The organism is Bradyrhizobium sp. Ash2021, assembly GCF_031202265.1.
Classification (GTDB): Bacteria; Pseudomonadota; Alphaproteobacteria; order Rhizobiales; family Xanthobacteraceae; genus Bradyrhizobium.
Genome location: NZ_CP100604.1, coordinates 2,662,830 through 2,679,838 on the forward strand (window position 1 = coordinate 2,662,830; position 17,009 = coordinate 2,679,838).

Genomic DNA, 17,009 nt, shown 5'->3' on the forward strand with positions numbered 1-17,009 from the left:
TCATTGTCCCAACCGCTCGATCAAAGCGGGCGCATGCACCTGGTCAGCCTTGTAGTTGCCGGTCAGCGTGTACATCACGATGTTGACGCCGGCGCGGAAGGCGAATTCGCGCTGGCGCGGCTCGCCCGGCGTCAGCGGCAGCATCGGCTGGCCATCGGGGCGGATCGCCCAGGCGCCGGCAAGGTCGTTCGAGGTGATGATGATCGGCGAGACGCCGTCGCCGCCGCGCGCCGGCCGCTGCGCGGCCTCGTCGTCATCCTCGCGCGGCAGGGCTTCGACCCAGGTCTGGCCCGAACTGAAGCGGCCCGGGAAATCGCGCAGCAGATAAAACGTCTTGGTCAGTACGTGTTCGCGCGGCACCGGCTCGAGTTCGGGGACGTCGAGCGAGGAAAGGATGTCGCGCAGCGTCTGCATGCCCGGCGTCTGCGCCGCGCCGTTGTCTCCAGGTGGCGCCTCGACGGCGTCGCGGGTGTCGAACACGACGGTGCCGCCCTGCTTCATATAGGCGTCGATGCGGTTGATGGCGTCCTGCGGCGGCTTCGGCGCCCCCGGTATCACCGGCCAGTAGATCAGCGGGAAGAATGCCAGCTCGTCATGAGCGGGATCGATGCCGACGGGATCGCCGGCTTCCAGCGCGGTGCGCTGCGCCAGGAACAGGGTCAGCCCGGACATGCCGGCCTTGACGATGGAATCGACGTCGGCATTGCCGGTGACGACATAGGCGAGGCGCGTCTGCGAGACCGCCTTGATGGCGAAGTCGTCGTTGTTGTCGGCGCGGCTCGGCGAGGGGCTCATCGCGGCCAGGACGAATGCGATGGTAAGTGCGGCCGGCGCCGCGCGACGCCGCAACAGCGCGGCGAGGCCGGCGCCAAGCATGGCAACCACGATCGCATCGATCAGGAACAGCGCCAGCGATGATGACAGCAATATCCCGCGCAGGTCGCGCGGCTCGGCGTTGGTGTAGCTGGCACGCTGTGCGCGCAGGGAAGAAGTATCCAGCGGCGCGATGCGATCGGCCGACGCCAGGGTGTTGACGGCGATCGGACCTTCGGCCGAACCATAGAACCCCGGCGGATGATCCGCGGTCGCGCGATCGCGATAATCCGCCGGCATCGGCTTTGCGGTCGAGGGCGGCGGGCCGAACGCACCAAAACCGTCGAGCGTGCGCAGCGGCGCCACCGTCTCCGCGGTCGCCTCGCTGGCGACGCCAGCACCCGGTTTCGACGTGTAGCCGGACATGTCGACCAGCCGCCGCAGCATCTCGACAAAACTGCCCGACATCGGCAAGTCAGACCAGCGCATGTCGGCGCCGACATGGAACAGGCTGACCACGCCCTTGCCGCGATGTTCGCCGGTCACCAGCGGCGTGCCGTCCTCCAGCGACGCCCAGCTCTTGGTCGCCAGCACCGCATCCGGTTCGGCCAAAACCTGCCGGCTGATGGTGACGTCCTTCGGTACAACAAGGCCTGCGAACGGCCCGTCCGCGGCAAACGAGGCCATATGCTGCGGCTTTTCCCAGGTCAGGCTGCCGCCCAGGCTGCGGCCGCCGCGGCGCAATTTCACCGGCACCAGATCGTCATCGGCCTGCGCCAGACGCGGGCCGGCGAACCGCACCAGCACGCCGCCTTGCTCGATCCATGCGTTGAGACGCTCGCGGATTTCCGGCGACAGGGTGCCGACATCCGCCAGCACGATCATCGGCAGCCGCTGATCCAGAAATTGCGCGATCACCTGCTGCGGCGCTCCGCGATCGGCAAGCCGCACATCGGCGAACGGCGACAGCGCGCGGGTGAGATAGAAGGTCGAGGCCAGCAGCGGCTGCGCGGTATCGGTGCTCGAGCCACTGACCACGCCGATGGCGCGCCGACGCCATCGCTTGTCGAGCAGTTGGACCGCGCCGGCGGAACGCTCGCCCGAGATTTCCAGCCGCGCAATGTCGTTGCGCAGTTCGACCGGAAGATCGAACGCCGCTTCGGTATCACGTTCCTGCGGTCCAAAGCTGTAACGGGCTTCCCCGATCGGCGAGCCCTTGGCGTCGATGGCGCGCACGATGCCGGCGGCAAGGCCGCCATCGGTGCGCAACACTTTTACGGTCATCTTCGCGGCGGCGTTTTCGGCGGCGACCAGGGCCAGCGCCGAGGGCGCGCCGCCCTCGAACACCGTCAGCGTACGGTCGCCGATGGTCTTGCCGAGATTTTCCAGAAACTCAGCGCCGCGCCCGGTATCGACGCCGTCGGCCAGCCACGCGATTTCGGCGTCGCCGGTGGCTTTGAGGAAGCGCTCGAGGGCCGGCAGCGTCTCGACGCGCTCGACCGAATAGGGTTTTGGCGAAAGCTGTCGCAGCGCCACCCGCGCGGTGCCGCCCGGCATCAACGTGATGTCGCGCGCTGGCTCCGACAGCGGGACCAGGGCTATGCCGCGCCGGTCGTTGTCGGCATTCGCGATCAATTCATCGGCGGCCTTGATCCGGATGTCCCAACTCGACGCCGCGCTCCAGCCGTCGTCGAGCAGGATCACCAGCGGTGCCTTGCTGCCGCCAGGTGCGGTCTGCGGATTCCAGATCGGGCCGGCGGCGGCGAGGATGATGAGTGCGGCAGCGGTCAGCCGCAACAGGGTCAGCCACCACGGCGTGCGCGACGGGGTTTCTTCCTTCGGCGCGATATCGAACAACAGCCGCGTCGGCGGGAACTCGATCCGCTTCGGCCGCGGCGGCATCACGCGCAACAGCCACCACAGCACCGGCAGGCTCAGCAGGCCCAGCAACAGCAGCGGTTCGGCAAAGGAGAGGGGGAGACCTGCGATCATGCGCCTCGCCCCACTTTGACGCTCGAGCGCACGCCGCCTTTGCTCACCATCATGCCGGAATGCAGGAACAGCAGCAGTTCGGCGGCGGAGCGGCTGGTGGTGTGGGTCGAGAACAGCCAGTCGAGCTTGTTGGTCTCGCTGCGGATCTCGTCGCGATGCAGGGCGACGCGCGCGACGTAGTCGCGCGCCCAGCTCTCGGCGCGGCCCGCGGTGATCTGGCTTCCATCTTCCGGTTCGACGAATTCGACGCGGCCGGAATACGGGAAAGTCTCTTCGGCGGGATCGACGACCTGGACCAGCGTGCCATGCGCGCCGGAGGCGGACAATCCGGCCAGCATGTTCCTGATCTCCGGCATCGGCGACCAGAAATCCGACAGCACCACGATTTCGGCCAGTGCAGACGGCACGAACGACGGCGGCAGGCTCGCACGCGTCGCATCGTCGTGCAGCATCGCCTGCGCCATCTTGTCGATCACGTTGCTGCTCGAGGTCGGGTTCATCAGGCCGGGGACGCCGACGCGTTCGCCGCCCGAGACCAGAAGCTCGGCCAGTGCGAAGGTGACGATCAGTCCGCGCTCCAGCTTGCTGGCGCGCGCTCCCTTGGAGGCAAACGCCATCGACGGCGAACGGTCCGGCCACAGCCACACGGTGTGCGCGGCCTCCCATTCCTGTTCGCGGACATAGAGATGATCGTCGCGCGCCGAGCGGCGCCAGTCGACGTTCTGCGACGGTTCGCCCGAGACAAAGCGGCGGTACTGCCAGAAACTTTCGCCGGCGCCGGCGCGCCGCCTGCCATGCAGGCCGTGAATGACGTTGGCGGCGATGCGGCGGGCTTCAAGCACAAGGCGCGGCAGCGATGCGGCGAGCGTTCGGCTTTCGCCATCGGCACGTCGGATTGCTGTGATCTCCTCGCCCAGGTGCCTGCTCTCTGCGGCCATCAACCAATCCGCGCCTTCAATTGCCTGATCACGTCGGGAATTGTGCGGCCCTCCGCACGCGCCGAGAATGTCAGCGCCATGCGGTGCTTGAGAACGGGTTCGGCGAGATCGAGCACGTCGTCGATCGAGGGCGCGAGCCGGCCATCGAGCAGCGCGCGGGCGCGGACCGCCAGCATCAGCGACTGGCTGGCGCGCGGACCCGGGCCCCAGGCGATCAGCTTCTCGCCGCCGTCGGGATTGGGGCGCGCGGCGCGCACCAGCGAAAGGATCGCCTCGACGACGCTGTCGCCGACCGGCAGGCGCCGCACCAGCCGCTGCGCGGCAATCAGGATCTCCGCATTCATCGAGGCTTTCGCCAGCGTCTCATCCGCGCCGGTGGTCTCGAACAGGATGCGCCGTTCGGCGTCGCGATCGGGATAATCGACGTCGATCTCCATCAGGAAACGATCGAGCTGCGCTTCCGGCAGCGGATAGGTGCCTTCCTGCTCCAGCGGGTTTTGGGTCGCGAGCACGTGGAACGGCTTGGGCAGATCGTGGCGCGCGCCAGCCACGGTGATGTGCTGCTCCTGCATCGCCTGCAGCAGCGCCGACTGGGTGCGCGGACTGGCGCGGTTGATTTCGTCGGCCATCAGCAGTTGTGCGAATACGGGACCGGCGATGAAGCGGAACGACCGTTTGCCGGTGCTGCTCTCGTCCAGCACCTCGGCGCCCAGAATATCCGACGGCATCAGGTCCGGCGTGAACTGGATGCGCTTGGCGTCGAGGCCCAGCGTGATGCCGAGCGTTTCGACCAGCTTGGTCTTGGCCAGACCGGGAACCCCGATCAGCAAGGCGTGACCGCCGGACAGGATCGTCACCAGGGTGTTTTCGATCACCCGATCCTGACCGAAGATCACGGTGGAGATCGCCTCCTTCGCAGCACGGATTTGACCGGAGACCTGTTCGGCCGAACGGACGATTCCGTCTTCCAGTTTCTCGACACTGTCTGCGCCAGGCATTTCGTTCTCCTTGCCAGATCCTGCGATGACGCTGCTCGATACCGGCGTCGTCATGCCATGAACCTCATGCTAAGCCGATGCAAAGGCCATGTATTCGTTGAATTAGACTATCCCCACATTATCGGTATTTAGGGGTATGAACGGCATCACGAAGTGGCGAGAATGTTGTCCCGCTCACATCTTCGAGTACGTGCACCAATCGTGCCAGATTGAGGCTAGCAAATCTTAAGGCAAACAATGGCGAACGAAGGGCAGACCGGCCAAACCCGTGAAACCACGGGCCTTGAAAGCACGGGTCTCGAAGGCCTCACTGCTGCGGCCAGCAATGCCGCGAAAGCCAACCCTGCCGGCGCAAAGGGATTACCCCCGGTGCACCTGTGGAATCCGCCGTTCTGCGGCGATCTCGACATGCGAATCGCCGGCGACGGTACGTGGTTCTACATGGGCACGCCAATCGGCCGGCCGGCGCTGGTCCGGCTGTTTTCGACCATTCTCAAGCGCGAGGACGGCAAGCACTTTCTCGTGACCCCGGTGGAGAAGGTCGGCATCCGCGTCGACGATGCGCCGTTCCTGGCCGTCGAGATGCAGACCGAAGCGGACGAACGCGGCCGGCTGCTGCGTTTTCGCACCAATGTCGATGACTGGGTCGGCTGCGACGGCGGACACCGCCTGCGCTTCGAGATGGCCGCCGACGGTGGTCTCACGCCCTATCTTCACGTCCGCGCCGATTTATGGGCCAAGGTGACCCGCGCGATCTACTACGATCTGGTTGACATGGGCGAGGAGCGGGTGGTCGATGGTCAACCGATGTTCGGAATCGAATCCGGCGGCGAATTCTTCGCAATGGCGGACGCGAAGCAGGTGAGGGACGCGCTTTGAACGGCACGATGCTGAAGATGGAACCGGCCGCCACCAGCGCGGCGGAATTCTTCGAGCGAACCCGGGCGCGGCTCAATTTCGACGTTCCGCCGGGACTGGTCGATCCCAATATCATTCCCAAAAGCGGCGATCAGGGCACCGATCGCATGCTGGAGATCATCGCGCGCGAACAGCCGGTGCGGCCGGCCGCCGTATTGATCCCGGTGGTCGACCATCCGCAGCCGACCGTGCTCTTGACGCAGCGCTCGGCGCATCTCAACGAACATGCCGGCCAGATCGCCTTTCCCGGCGGCAAGATCGACGTGACCGACGCCTCGCCGCTCGATGCCGCCTTGCGCGAGGCTTATGAGGAAGTCGGCCTCAAGCGCGAATTCATCGAGCCGATCGGCTATCTCGATCTCTATGGAACCGGTTTTGGATTTCGCATCCTGCCGACGGTGGCGCGGGTCAAACCCGGTTTCAAACTCAGGATCAATGAAGGCGAAGTGGATGACGCCTTCGAGGTGCCGCTTGCATTTCTGATGAATCCGGCGAACCACCAGATCCATAGCAAGGAATTCCGCGGCATGGAGCGCTCCTATTACGCCATGCCGTATGCCGAGCGTTATATCTGGGGCGCGACGGCGGGAATCCTGCGCGTGCTGTATGAGCGGATCTTCTTGCCATGATCCGGCCGGCATTGACCGAAGTCGGAATCTTCCTGATCCCGTTCGCGGTCTATGCCCTGTTCCTGATCGCCACCCGTTCCGGATTGCTGGTGCAATCTTCCTGGCCGGCGCATCGTCTGGCAAAACTGGTCCTGGGGTCGCTGCTGCTGGTGGTGACCAGTTTCGTCCTGCTGGCGCGTTTTTCCGGCGCGCCGCCCAAGTCGACCTACATTCCCGCCCACATGGAGAACGGCAAGTTTGTTCCCGGAGTTGAGAAATGAGCGAGGTGCCCGTGCTGTCGGATGCGCCCTGGCTGAGGTCCGGTCCGGCGGCCCGTGTGCTCGCCTTGCTTAACGGCGCGAACGAGGAAGCCCGCGTCGTCGGCGGCGCGGTCCGCAACGCGCTGATGAAGATCCCGATCGCCGATATCGATATCGCGACCTCGGCGGTCCCTGAGGAAGTCGTGCGCCGCGCCAGGGCGGCCGGAATCAAGAGCGTGCCGACCGGCATCGAGCATGGCACCGTGACGCTGGTGGTCGACGGCCATCCATTCGAGGTGACGACGCTGCGCGAGGATACCGAGACCTACGGCCGCAAGGCCAAGGTCGCGTTCGGCCGCGACTGGGTCCGCGACGCGGAGCGGCGCGACTTCACCATCAATGGTCTCTCGGTTGATGCCGCCGGCGTCGTGCACGATCATGTCGGCGGGCTCGCGGATATCGCCGCCAGACGCGTGCGTTTCATCGGCGATCCCGCCGCGCGGATCGCTGAGGATTATTTACGCATCCTCCGGTTCTTCCGCTTTCACGCCGCTTATGCGGCCGGAGAACCCGATCGCGCCGGATATCTCGCTTGCATTGGCGGACGCGCGGGATTGGCGAATCTCTCGGCGGAACGCATTCGCATGGAGATGCTCAAGCTCGTGGTCGCCAAGGGAGCCGAGATCGCGGTCACGGCGATGGCCGACGGCGGCCTGCTGCTGCCGATCTTCGGCGGCGTCGCCTACACCGGGCCCTTTGCGGCGATGATATCGGCGGAACATCTGCTGGGACTTGAAGCCAACGCGGTTCGAAGGCTCGGGGCGCTCACGGTTGCCGTCACTGAGGATGCCAAACGCGTCGCGGCGCGGCTGCGCCTCTCCAATGCCGAGGCCAAGGCGCTGGATTCGATGGGCCATCGCTGGTGGCGGCTCGCCGGCATGGATGAGGCGACGGCGCGGCGGCGGCTCTACCGGCTCGGCGAGGAGCCCTATCGCGACCGCCTGATGCTGGCATGGGCGCGGGCCGGCGCGCGCCACGACACCGCTTGGCGCGCGCTGGCCACGCTGCCGCAGCGCTGGAGCGCGCCGAAATTTCCGCTCAGGGCTGCCGACTTCGTCGCGCGCGGAATTGCCGAAGGCCCGGCGCTGGGACACGTGCTGACGCTGGCGGAAGACGCCTGGCTGGCGGCGGATTTTCCTTTTGATCCGTCCGCGCTGACCGCGATTGCCGACCAGACCGCCGCCCGTTTCAGACGCGATCATCGGCTGTGAATATTCTCGCGGGCTTTGCCGACATCTCGCTCGTCCAGCTCCTGCTGGTGGCCGGCGTTGCACTGTTTGCCTCGCTGATCGGCGGCCTTGCCGGCTATGGCACCGGCGCGCTGATGCCGCTGGTGCTGGTGCCCCTGATCGGCGCCGAGCCCGTGGTGCCGATCATCGCGATCTCGGCTGTCTTCACCAATATCAGCCGTTTCTCCGCCTATTTCCGCTATATCGACCGGCGCCGCGCTCTAATCGTCGTCGCAGCCGCGGCGCTCACGACGGCGCTCGGCGCCTACGGCTACACGCGGCTGACCAATGCAGGTGCTGCACTGGTGATCGGAACCATGCTGATCTCGAGCGTGCCGTTGCGGCGGCTGGCCAAGCGCCGCGAAGTCAGGATCGGCGACAGCGGGCTTGCCGCCAGCGCGGTCGGTTACGGCGTCGTGGTCGGGGGCACCTCGGGCTCGGGGGTGATCCTGCTGTCGCTGTTGATGGCCGCCGGCCTCGAAGGCGCGGCCGTGATCGCCACCGATGCGGTGATCTCGGTTGCGACCAGCGTCATCAAGATTTCGGTGTTCGGCCTATCCGGCGTCGTCACCGCGCAGGTGCTCGCCTTTGCGCTCCTGATCGGAATCATCGCGATACCCGGCGCCTTTCTTGCCAGGGCTTTCGTCGAACGGATGCCGCTGCATATCCACACCGCGATCCTCGACGTCGCCGTCGTCACGGGCGGCGTGGTGATGATCTCCACGGCGCTGCGGCAATTGCTTTAATTGCGGCCGCTATCCACGCTCGACCGGCAGCAACTCCGTCAGCGAGCGGATGATGCGATCGGGCCTGATGGCGGAACCCGCGGGCAGGCCTTCGCCGTGGACGTCGATCCAGATGGCATAGATGCCGAGGCGCTGCGGCGCTTCGACTTCCCATTCCAGATTGTCGCCGATCATCCATGTCTCGGGCGCGGTGACGCCGAGCGCCTGCATGGCGTGCAGATAGGCGCGCTCGTCCGGTTTACCGAAACCATGCTCGCCCTCGATCTGGATGTGGTCGAACCGGTGCGTCAGCGCAAAGCGTTCGACCTTTGCGCGCTGGGATTCGGCGGCGCCATTGGTCACCAGCGCCAGTTTGACGCCATGCGCTTTCAGGGCATCGATGGCGTCATGCGCGCCCGGGAAGACAAACATCTCCTCTTCGCGATAGGCGGTGAAGCGGTTGGCGAGCCGGGTCGCGAGATCCATTGAAAGGGTGGTCTGGTGAGCTGCGGCAAGTGTGGCAAATCCGTCCCTGACGACCACGTGGCGTGCTTCGCCGAGTTTCAGCCGCCACTCCGCCCCGGCTCTCGCCCAGAATTTTCGGCCGGACTCCACGATCGCCGCGGCAACCTGTTGCGACGACAGCGGCGCAAATTCGCCGGCAAATTCGCGCGCGACATTGTTCCAGGCGATATCGGGGCGGCCATAGGCCGACAGGATGGTCTCATCCATGTCGATCAGCATCGCGCGGGGCAGTTGCGTCATGGGCTTCAAGGCCATTTCACTTCGGGCGGCATCGACGACAGGATTGAATCGACATTGCCGCCCGTCTTCAGCCCGAAAGTGGTGCCGCGGTCATAGAGCAGATTGAATTCGACATAACGGCCGCGTCGCACCAGTTGCTCCTCACGATCCTCCGCCGTCCAGGAGGTGGCAAAATTCCTTCGGACCAGATCGGGATAGATTTTCAGAAACGCGCGGCCGACGTCCTGCGTGAACGCGAAGTCGGCATCCCAATCGCCGGAATCGTGATGATCGAAAAAGATGCCGCCGATGCCGCGGGCTTCCTTGCGATGCGGCAGATAGAAATAGTCGTCGCACCATTTCTTGTATCTGGCGTAGTCTGCAACCCCGTTGTGGCGGCCGCAGGCGGCCTGCATCGCGGCATGAAACGCAACCGTATCGGCGTCCTGCTGGGTCCGCCGCCGATCGAGCACCGGCGTCAGGTCCGAGCCGCCGCCGAACCATGCCTTCGTCGTTACCACAAAGCGTGTGTTCATATGCACGGCAGGGACGTGCGGATTGCGCATGTGCGCGATCACCGAAATGCCGGACGCCCAGAACCGGGGATCATCGGTGGCGCCTGGAATCTGCGAGCGAAATTCGGGGCTGAATTCGCCGTGCACGGTCGAGCAGTGCACGCCGACCTTCTCGAACAGCCGCCCGTACATCATCGACATCACGCCGCCGCCGCCCGGCTTTCCGGTGTGGTCGTTGCGGTCCCAGGGCGTGCGCACGAAGCGTCCCGCGCCGCCGGGGTAGAGCGATGCCGGGGCATCGTCTTCCAGCCGCTCGAAAGCCGCGCAGATGTCGTTGCGCAGCGCTTCGAACCAGCCTCTGGCGCGAGCCTTGCGATCGTCGATCACGGACATATCCATGGGGGATTCCTAACGCTTATTTTTCGTCATTGCGAGGAGCGCAAGCGACGAAGTAATCCATTCTTTTTTGAGGCTATGGATTGCTTCGCGGAGTTTATCATCGGGCGCGCATTCGCGCGACCCGGTGGCTCGCAATAACGGCTAGCCCTGCGGCCCGAAGTAAGTGCAGCTCTCGTTGCAACTGTCGCGGTGAACGCTGACGCGCGTGATCTTTCCGGCGTGCTGAACCCGCTCCCAGATGAAGCGTGACAGGTTTTCGAGTGTCGGCGGTCCCAGCGCTACGACATTGTTCAGGAGCTTGTGGTCGAGCGTCTTCTGCACCTCCGCCATGCTGCGTTCGAGCAGGCCGAGATCGAGCAGCATCCCGGTTGCGGGATCGGGCGTTCCCCGCACGCTCACTTCGGCGCGAAACGAGTGGCCGTGGATTTCCTCGCTGGCCGCGCCAAACGTCGTTCCCGGCAGCGAATGCGCCGCCTCGAAGCGGAACGATTTCGTCAATTCCCACATCTGAAACTCAAATCCTGTCTGATGCCAATGCTGTCTGATACCGAATCTATCTGATGCCGAGCGTCTTGTGCGTCTGCACGCTGAGCCGCCATTTGGGATGGCGCAGGCAATAGTCGACCGCGCGCGCGGTGTTTTCCGTCACGTTGGGGCCGTCCATCGGCTGCAGCGAGAAGCGCTCGAAGGAAAGGCCGAGATAGTCCTCCGGCGCAACACCTTGCTGCGGATAGACCAGCTTCAGTTCGTGACCGGCGCGTACCACGAGGTCGGCGCCAGCTTTCGGGCTGACGCAAATCCAGTCCATGCCCTCGGGCGGGGCGATGGTTCCATTGGTCTCGACGCCGATCTCGAAGCCGCGCGCATGCAGCGCGTCGATCAGCGGCCGATCCACCTGCAACAGCGGTTCGCCGCCGGTCAGGACGACATAGCGGTTGGCGTTCGCGCCCGTCCATTGCGCAGCGACGGTGTCGGCGAGCTGGTCTGCCGAGCCATAGCGGCCACCCAGCGTGCCATCGGTGCCGACAAAGTCGGTGTCACAAAACTGGCAGGCTGCGCTGGCGCGGTCCTGTTCGCGGCCGCTCCAGAGGTTGCAGCCGGAGAATCGGCAAAACACCGCAGCCCGGCCGGCATGGGCGCCTTCGCCCTGCAGGGTCAGAAAGATTTCTTTGACCGCGTAACTCACCACGCCTCCTTAAACTCCGGAACCGGTTTGCCTGAGCGCCTCGCCCAGGGCCATCGCCGCCGCCATGGCGACATTGAGCGAGCGCAAGCCCGGCTTGATCGGGATCAGCAGCCGGGCATCGGCGCTGGCTGCGACTGCATCGGGGACCCCGGCGGATTCCCGTCCGAACAGCAGGACATCGTTCGCGCCATAGCGGTAATCCAGATAGGAACCAGCCGCCTTGGTCGTGAACAGGATCAGCCGGAACCCCCCGTCGTTACGCCATTGCTCGAATTTTGACCATGAGTCGTGGCGCGTAATGCTCACCTGGTCGAGATAGTCCATGCCGGCCCGGCGGAAGTGCCGGTCGGACACTGGAAATCCCGCCGGCTCGATAATATGGGCCGCCACATCCAGGCATGCGCACAGGCGCAGAATCGTTCCGGTGTTCTGGGGGATGTCGGGCTGGAAAAGCGCAATCTGCATGATGTAGCGGCTTGTGAAGTCCCGATGAAAATCTTTGAATACATTGCCGCTTGGCGCGGATTTAGTGCATTGCACGCTTGCGAGCCGATAGCGGGCTTGCGCTCTTACGGCAAGGGTGCCAATAGAACGATTCTGGACTGCTTGTTCCGCCGGATTGGCCGGGAAAAGTGGTCTTTCTGCCGCCGCGGGGGCCGCGGGCGCCGGCAGCCTCTTCCGGTCGCGTTTTCAGCGCCTCCGGGGCGGTTCCGCTGGCTGCAGATGAGAAAGGGCTTGGAATCGTGACGACAGCGTCTTCGGCGGACCATCCGACACGCCGTGATTTTCTTTTTGTTGCAACGGGAGCCGTCGCCGCGGTTGGCACAGCTGCCGCCGTGTGGCCGCTGGTTTCCCAGATGAACCCGGATGCCTCGACGATCGCGGCCGGTGCGCCGATCGAAGTCGATCTGGCCCCGATTGCCGAAGGCCAGGATATCAAGGTGTTCTGGCGCGGCAAGCCGATCTACATCAGCCACCGCACCAAGAAACAGATCGACGAGGCGCGCTCGGTTCCGGTCGCCAGCCTGCCCGATCCGGCGAGCGATCAGTCCCGGGTCAAGGACGGCCATGACCAGTGGCTGGTCGTGATCGGCATCTGCACCCATCTCGGCTGTATCCCGATCGCCCATGAGGGCAATTACGACGGCTTCTTCTGCCCCTGCCACGGCTCGCAATACGATTCCTCGGGCCGTATCCGTCAGGGACCCGCGCCCGCCAACCTGCCGGTGCCGCCCTACCAGTTCGTTTCCGATACCAAAATCCAGATTGGCTAAGTCCCGGAGCCCCCGGGACTTAGAACCAGATTTGGACCCGTCGCGTCGTCTTTCTTCCTCAGGATCGCATCAATGAGCGGACCATCCGATTTCCAGCTGACCAACCCCGCCTTGAAGTGGATCGAACGGCGCCTCCCGATCATGGGCCTGGTCCACTCCTCGTTCGTGGCCTATCCGACGCCGCGTAACCTGAACTACTGGTGGACCTTCGGCGCCATCCTTTCGCTGATGCTCGGGGTGCAGATCCTGACCGGCGTGATCCTGGCGATGCACTACACGCCGGAGGCCACCATGGCCTTCAAGTCGGTCGAGCACATCATGCGCGACGTGAATTATGGCTGGCTGTTGCGTTATATGCACGCCAGCGGCGCCTCGATGTTCTTTATTGCCGTCTACGTCCACATGTTCCGCGGTCTCTATTACGGGTCGTACAAGGAGCCGCGTGAAGTGCTCTGGATCCTCGGCGTCATCATCTACCTCCTGATGATGGCCACCGGCTTCATGGGCTATGTGCTGCCGTGGGGCCAGATGAGCTTCTGGGGCGCCACCGTCATCACCAATTTGTTCTCCGCCGTGCCCTATTTCGGCGAGAGCATCGTGACGCTGTTGTGGGGCGGCTATTCGGTCGGTAATCCGACCTTGAACCGTTTCTTCTCGCTGCATTATCTGCTGCCGTTCGTGATCGCCGGCGTGGTCGTGCTGCACATCTGGGCGCTGCATGTCGCGGGCCAGAACAACCCGGCTGGTGTCGACGTGAAGACCGAAAAGGACATCGTGCCGTTCACGCCCCATGCGACCATCAAGGACATGTTCGGCACGTCCTGCTTCCTGATTTTCTTCGCCTGGTTCATCTTCTACATGCCGGGCTATCTCGGCGACGCCGACAATTACATCCCGGCGAACCCCGGCGTAACGCCCGCGCACATCGTGCCGGAATGGTATTACCTGCCGTTCTACGCGATCCTGCGCTCGATCCCGAACAAGCTTGCCGGCGTCATCGGGATGTTCTCGGCGATCATCGTGCTGGCCTTCCTGCCCTGGCTCGACAGCGCGAAAACCCGGTCGTCGAAGTATCGCCCGCTGGCCAAGCAGTTCTTCTGGATCTTCGTCGTCGTCTGCATCCTGCTCGGCTATCTCGGCGCGCAGCCGCCGGAGGGCATCTATGTGATCGCCGGCCGTATCCTCACCTTCTGCTACTTCGCCTATTTCCTGATCGTGCTGCCGCTGCTCGCGCGGATCGAAACGCCGAAGCCGCTGCCGAACTCGATCGCCGACGATGTGCTGGCGAAGAGCAAGGGCAGGGTCGCGACCGCCGCTTCCGCGATCATTGCGCTCGTCGTCGCCGGCGGCCTGATTGCCGGAAGCGCGCAGAACGCGCGCGCCGAGGAGCACGACGACGTGCCGCCGTCGGTGAAGTGGTCGTTCTCGGGCCCGATGGGCAAGTTCGACCGCGGCTCGATGCAGCGCGGCCTGAAGGTCTACAAGGAAGTCTGCTCGGCCTGCCACGCCTTGTCCTACATCGCGTTCCGCAATCTCGGCGATCCCGGCGGTCCCGGCTATTCGACGGCGCAGGCCGCCGCGCTGGCCGCCGAGTACAAGGTCAAGGACGGCCCGAACGACCAGGGCGAAATGTTCGAGCGGCCCGGCCGGCCGGCGGACTATTTCCCCTCGCCATTCCCGAACGAGCAGGCCGCCCGTGCCGCCAATGGCGGCGCCTATCCGCCGGACCTGTCGCTGATCACGAAAGCGCGTTCCTACGAGCGCGGTTTCCCGTGGTTCATCTTCGATTTCTTCACCCAGTTCCAGGAGCAAGGCCCGAACTACGTCAGCGCGATCCTGCAGGGTTTTGAAGACAAGCCGCCGGCCGGCGTGACCATTCCGGATGGCTCCTACTACAACAAATATTTCCCCGGCCACGCCATCAAGATGCCCAAGCCGCTGAGCGACGGCCAGGTCACTTTCGACGACGGATCGCCGGCCACGGTGGCGCAATATGCGCACGACGTCACCACGTTCCTGATGTGGGCCGCGGAGCCGCATATGGAGGCGCGCAAGCGGCTCGGCCTGCAGGTTTTCGTGTTCCTGATCCTGCTCGCGGGCTTGTTGTATTTCACCAAGAAGAAGGTCTGGGCCGACGCGCACTAAGCGCTTCGGGCGGCCATGTGAATTCGGAAAAGCCCCTGCGGGGGTTTTTTTGTTGGGCTGATTTAGGTGTCATTCCGGGATAGGGCGTTGACACCAGACCCGGAATCTCGAGATTCTCGGATGCGCAATTGCGCATCATAGTTCGATGCTTCGCATCGCCCCGGAATGACGGTGGTGGATTGCTTCCCGACCGCACAGCAGACAAAATGGCCACCAACGGCCCCAAAAAAACTCCCGGAGGAACCCATGGGTACCAGCATCTCCTTCACTCGCCCCGACGGCAAGGACGCCTACGGCTATCTCGCCAACGCCGCGCAGGGCAATGCGCCCGGCGTGGTCGTGATCCAGGAATGGTGGGGGCTGCAGGGCCAGATCAAGGGAATATGCGACCGCTTCGCGCTGGCCGGCTTCGATGCACTGGCGCCCGATCTCTACAACGGCAAGGTGGTGCCCTATCACGACACCGACGCCGCCGGCAAAGAGATGAACTCACTGGATTTCATGGACGCCACCACACAGACCGTGCGCGGCGCTGCGCAATACCTGGCCAGGAACGGCAGCAAGGTCGGCCTGACCGGCTTCTGCCTGGGCGGCGCAGTGACCATCATCGGCGCCACCAAGATCCCGGAGCTCACGGCGGGCGTAGTGTTCTACGGCATTCCGCCGGAGCAGGCGGCGAAACCGGCGGACGTGAAAATTCCGCTGCAGTGCCATTTCGCCAACAAGGACGACTGGTGCACGCCGGCCGCGGTCGATGGCTTCGAGAAGGCGATGAAGGCCGCCGGCAAGTCGCTGGAACTGTTTCGCTATGACGCCGAGCACGGTTTTGGCAACGAGCAGCGCGTGTCGGTGCACGACCGGCAATGCGCGGAACTGGCCTGGGGTCGCGCCACGGAGTTTTTCAAAAAGCATTTGGGGTAAGGGGACGGCTATTTCCGTCGTCATTGCGAGGAGCAACGCGACGAAGCAATCCATACCTTCTGCGCGGATGGATGGATTGCTTCGCTTCGCTCGCAATGACGGGGAAACCGAAGGTGTCGTCTTCCTTACGGCGACCGCGTCAGCCCTTGCCGCTTAACCCATCCCACCACGCGCAGGTGCCCGACATCAGCTTGTAATTGCCTTCCATCACCTGAACCGGCGCCCGCAGGCCCGAAGCCGCCGCGTGCATCCGCATCTCGCGGGCGACTTCACGGTCAGCCGGCGACAGCCAGACGCGATCGTGGCCCCACAGGCTCGGGCCATCGTGCATCTCGACCGGCTGCCAGGTCGATGGCTCGATTTCGCGGCCGCCCCAGCCGCATTCGATCATGAAGGATGACGGCGTTTTGGCGTAAAACGACGTCATGAAATCGTTGGTATGACGGCCGAGCGTGACGCCGACGCGGTCGGGCTGAGTCAGCGCGATGTCGTAGCACTGGCCGACATCGTCGAGCGAGAACAGCTCCACCATCAGATGATGCATGCCGTTCTTGCCGGTCTCGATCAGGGCCAGGCTGTGATGCCGCGCGTTGACGTGGAAGAAATAGGCGCGAAACGGCTTTTCGATGTAGTCGCTGAGCCCGAAGCCGAGCACATCGACATAGAACGCCATCACGGGGGCGATGTTTTCGACCGTCAGCACGGCATGCCCGAGGCCGAGTGGGCCGGTGCGAAAACCCGAGATCGAGCGGCCGGGCCTGAACGGCGTGTCGTCGATCTCGGCGCCGTAAAACGCCTCAAGGCGGTTGCCGGCGGGATCGCGGAATGAAATCAGGCTGCGCACGCGCCGTGCGTCGGCCAAGGTCCGCGGCTCCGCCGTGACCTCGACGCCGGCCTTCTCCAGCCGCGCCGCGAGTTCGTCCAGCGCCGCGGCATCAGCCACTTCCCAGCCGAAGAAGCGCGTCCCCTCGGGCATCGCGCGGTCGATGACGATGCGCTGTTTGCGGTCGTCCATCCGGAACGCCAGCAGCGAATTGCCGCGCTCCACTGCCTGCAGGCCGACCAGTCCGGTACCGAACTGCCGCCAATCGTCGAGCGCGTCCGATCCGAAGCCTGCATATCCCAGACCCAGCAATGCCATCTGTGCGCCTCCGTTTGTTGCCAGCGTTTCGTTCGCCGCCGCTTGGGGCGAATCTGACGCATATTCTCGCCCTTTCAAACCCCAAAGATGGGCCCCGGCCCGGCTTGGGACGGAGACGGCTCCCTTGACATCGCCCCCGGCGG

The 17,009-nt window shown here is 64.5% G+C and carries 17 protein-coding genes; 8 read left to right on the forward strand and 9 right to left on the reverse strand.

The genetic code is table 11. The features are described from left to right. The 3 genes from NL528_RS12865 to NL528_RS12875 are packed head-to-tail and all read right to left on the reverse strand — an operon-like array spanning position 1 to position 4,741. Positions 1-2,802, reverse strand: a complete 2,802-nt coding sequence (locus NL528_RS12865; protein WP_309184884.1) for a DUF4159 domain-containing protein — start codon at positions 2,800-2,802, stop codon at positions 1-3. Continuing rightward, positions 2,802-3,743, reverse strand: a complete 942-nt coding sequence (locus NL528_RS12870; protein WP_309183030.1) for a DUF58 domain-containing protein — start codon at positions 3,741-3,743, stop codon at positions 2,802-2,804. The genes NL528_RS12865 and NL528_RS12870 overlap by 1 nt, the downstream gene beginning before the upstream one ends. Continuing rightward, a complete protein-coding gene (locus tag NL528_RS12875) occupies positions 3,743-4,741 on the reverse strand; it encodes a MoxR family ATPase (protein ID WP_074280273.1) in 999 nt (332 codons plus the stop codon). The genes NL528_RS12870 and NL528_RS12875 overlap by 1 nt, the downstream gene beginning before the upstream one ends. A 237-nt stretch (positions 4,742-4,978) precedes the next feature. Between NL528_RS12875 and NL528_RS12880 the strand changes: the two genes are divergently transcribed. The 5 genes from NL528_RS12880 to NL528_RS12900 are packed head-to-tail and all read left to right on the forward strand — an operon-like array spanning position 4,979 to position 8,562. Next, positions 4,979-5,620 carry a DUF1285 domain-containing protein gene (locus NL528_RS12880; protein WP_309183031.1) on the forward strand — a complete coding sequence of 214 codons (642 nt, stop codon included), beginning with the start codon at positions 4,979-4,981 and terminating at the stop codon, positions 5,618-5,620. Positions 5,621-5,628: 8 nt separating this feature from the next. Further along, the gene (locus NL528_RS12885; protein ID WP_309183032.1) at positions 5,629-6,288 is read left to right on the forward strand and encodes a CoA pyrophosphatase; all 660 of its coding nucleotides are present in this window, start codon (positions 5,629-5,631) and stop codon (positions 6,286-6,288) included. Then, a complete protein-coding gene (locus NL528_RS12890; protein ID WP_309183033.1) occupies positions 6,285-6,548 on the forward strand; it encodes a DUF6111 family protein in 264 nt (87 codons plus the stop codon). Before NL528_RS12885 ends, NL528_RS12890 begins: the two co-directional genes overlap by 4 nt. Next, positions 6,545-7,798, forward strand: coding sequence for a CCA tRNA nucleotidyltransferase (locus NL528_RS12895; RefSeq protein ID WP_309183034.1), 1,254 nt, complete (start codon positions 6,545-6,547; stop codon positions 7,796-7,798). The genes NL528_RS12890 and NL528_RS12895 overlap by 4 nt, the downstream gene beginning before the upstream one ends. Continuing rightward, positions 7,795-8,562, forward strand: a complete 768-nt coding sequence (locus NL528_RS12900) for a TSUP family transporter (RefSeq protein ID WP_309183035.1) — start codon at positions 7,795-7,797, stop codon at positions 8,560-8,562. The genes NL528_RS12895 and NL528_RS12900 overlap by 4 nt, the downstream gene beginning before the upstream one ends. 9 nt (positions 8,563-8,571) lie before the next feature. Here the strand turns inward: NL528_RS12900 and NL528_RS12905 are convergent, their stop codons facing one another. The 5 genes from NL528_RS12905 to NL528_RS12925 all read right to left on the reverse strand — a co-directional run bounded on the left by NL528_RS12905 (position 8,572) and on the right by NL528_RS12925 (position 11,850). Beyond that, complete coding sequence (locus NL528_RS12905; protein WP_309183036.1) at positions 8,572-9,321, reverse strand: HAD family hydrolase; 750 nt, start codon at positions 9,319-9,321, stop codon at positions 8,572-8,574. After that, positions 9,312-10,199 carry an oxygen-dependent coproporphyrinogen oxidase gene (gene hemF, locus NL528_RS12910; protein ID WP_309183037.1) on the reverse strand — a complete coding sequence of 296 codons (888 nt, stop codon included), beginning with the start codon at positions 10,197-10,199 and terminating at the stop codon, positions 9,312-9,314. Before hemF ends, NL528_RS12905 begins: the two co-directional genes overlap by 10 nt. A gap of 141 nt (positions 10,200-10,340) precedes the next feature. Further along, positions 10,341-10,706 (reverse strand): 6-carboxytetrahydropterin synthase, encoded by a 366-nt coding sequence (locus NL528_RS12915; protein WP_309183038.1) that lies wholly within the window; start codon positions 10,704-10,706, stop codon positions 10,341-10,343. A 46-nt stretch (positions 10,707-10,752) separates the two neighbouring features. Next, on the reverse strand, positions 10,753-11,385 hold the full coding sequence (queE, locus tag NL528_RS12920; protein WP_309183039.1) for a 7-carboxy-7-deazaguanine synthase: 633 nt from the start codon (positions 11,383-11,385) through the stop codon (positions 10,753-10,755). Positions 11,386-11,394: 9 nt separating this feature from the next. Then, positions 11,395-11,850 carry a tRNA (cytidine(34)-2'-O)-methyltransferase gene (locus NL528_RS12925; RefSeq protein ID WP_309183040.1) on the reverse strand — a complete coding sequence of 152 codons (456 nt, stop codon included), beginning with the start codon at positions 11,848-11,850 and terminating at the stop codon, positions 11,395-11,397. A 278-nt stretch (positions 11,851-12,128) separates the two neighbouring features. Here NL528_RS12925 and petA point away from each other — a divergent pair, with 278 nt between their 5' ends. The 3 genes from petA (at position 12,129) to NL528_RS12940 (ending at position 15,725) form a co-directional block, all read left to right on the forward strand. Then, a complete protein-coding gene (petA, locus tag NL528_RS12930; RefSeq protein WP_309183041.1) occupies positions 12,129-12,659 on the forward strand; it encodes a ubiquinol-cytochrome c reductase iron-sulfur subunit in 531 nt (176 codons plus the stop codon). Positions 12,660-12,731: 72 nt separating this feature from the next. Then, on the forward strand, positions 12,732-14,804 hold the full coding sequence (locus NL528_RS12935; protein WP_309183043.1) for a cytochrome c1: 2,073 nt from the start codon (positions 12,732-12,734) through the stop codon (positions 14,802-14,804). Positions 14,805-15,050: 246 nt separating this feature from the next. After that, entirely contained in the window at positions 15,051-15,725 is a 675-nt protein-coding gene (locus NL528_RS12940) for a dienelactone hydrolase family protein (protein WP_309183044.1), read from the forward strand. Between the two features lie 139 nt (positions 15,726-15,864). On the opposite strand, the gene NL528_RS12945 is transcribed toward NL528_RS12940, so the two are convergent. Further along, complete coding sequence (locus NL528_RS12945; RefSeq protein WP_309183045.1) at positions 15,865-16,866, reverse strand: VOC family protein; 1,002 nt, start codon at positions 16,864-16,866, stop codon at positions 15,865-15,867. Between the last annotated feature and the right edge of the window lie 143 nt (positions 16,867-17,009).

What these genes read in the sequence shown, in the direction of transcription:
- NL528_RS12870 (WP_309183030.1), bottom strand. Translation starts at nt 3,743, where the DNA reads ATGGCCGCAGAGAGCAGGCACCTGGGCGAGGAGATCACAGCAATCCGA.
- NL528_RS12875 (WP_074280273.1), bottom strand. Translation starts at nt 4,741, where the DNA reads ATGCCTGGCGCAGACAGTGTCGAGAAACTGGAAGACGGAATCGTCCGT.
- NL528_RS12880 (WP_309183031.1), top strand. Translation starts at nt 4,979, where the DNA reads ATGGCGAACGAAGGGCAGACCGGCCAAACCCGTGAAACCACGGGCCTT.
- NL528_RS12885 (WP_309183032.1), top strand. Translation starts at nt 5,629, where the DNA reads ATGCTGAAGATGGAACCGGCCGCCACCAGCGCGGCGGAATTCTTCGAG.
- NL528_RS12890 (WP_309183033.1), top strand. Translation starts at nt 6,285, where the DNA reads ATGATCCGGCCGGCATTGACCGAAGTCGGAATCTTCCTGATCCCGTTC.
- NL528_RS12895 (WP_309183034.1), top strand. Translation starts at nt 6,545, where the DNA reads ATGAGCGAGGTGCCCGTGCTGTCGGATGCGCCCTGGCTGAGGTCCGGT.
- NL528_RS12905 (WP_309183036.1), bottom strand. Translation starts at nt 9,321, where the DNA reads ATGGCCTTGAAGCCCATGACGCAACTGCCCCGCGCGATGCTGATCGAC.
- hemF (WP_309183037.1), bottom strand. Translation starts at nt 10,199, where the DNA reads ATGGATATGTCCGTGATCGACGATCGCAAGGCTCGCGCCAGAGGCTGG.
- NL528_RS12915 (WP_309183038.1), bottom strand. Translation starts at nt 10,706, where the DNA reads ATGTGGGAATTGACGAAATCGTTCCGCTTCGAGGCGGCGCATTCGCTG.
- NL528_RS12925 (WP_309183040.1), bottom strand. Translation starts at nt 11,850, where the DNA reads ATGCAGATTGCGCTTTTCCAGCCCGACATCCCCCAGAACACCGGAACG.
- NL528_RS12935 (WP_309183043.1), top strand. Translation starts at nt 12,732, where the DNA reads ATGAGCGGACCATCCGATTTCCAGCTGACCAACCCCGCCTTGAAGTGG.
- NL528_RS12940 (WP_309183044.1), top strand. Translation starts at nt 15,051, where the DNA reads ATGGGTACCAGCATCTCCTTCACTCGCCCCGACGGCAAGGACGCCTAC.
- NL528_RS12945 (WP_309183045.1), bottom strand. Translation starts at nt 16,866, where the DNA reads ATGGCATTGCTGGGTCTGGGATATGCAGGCTTCGGATCGGACGCGCTC.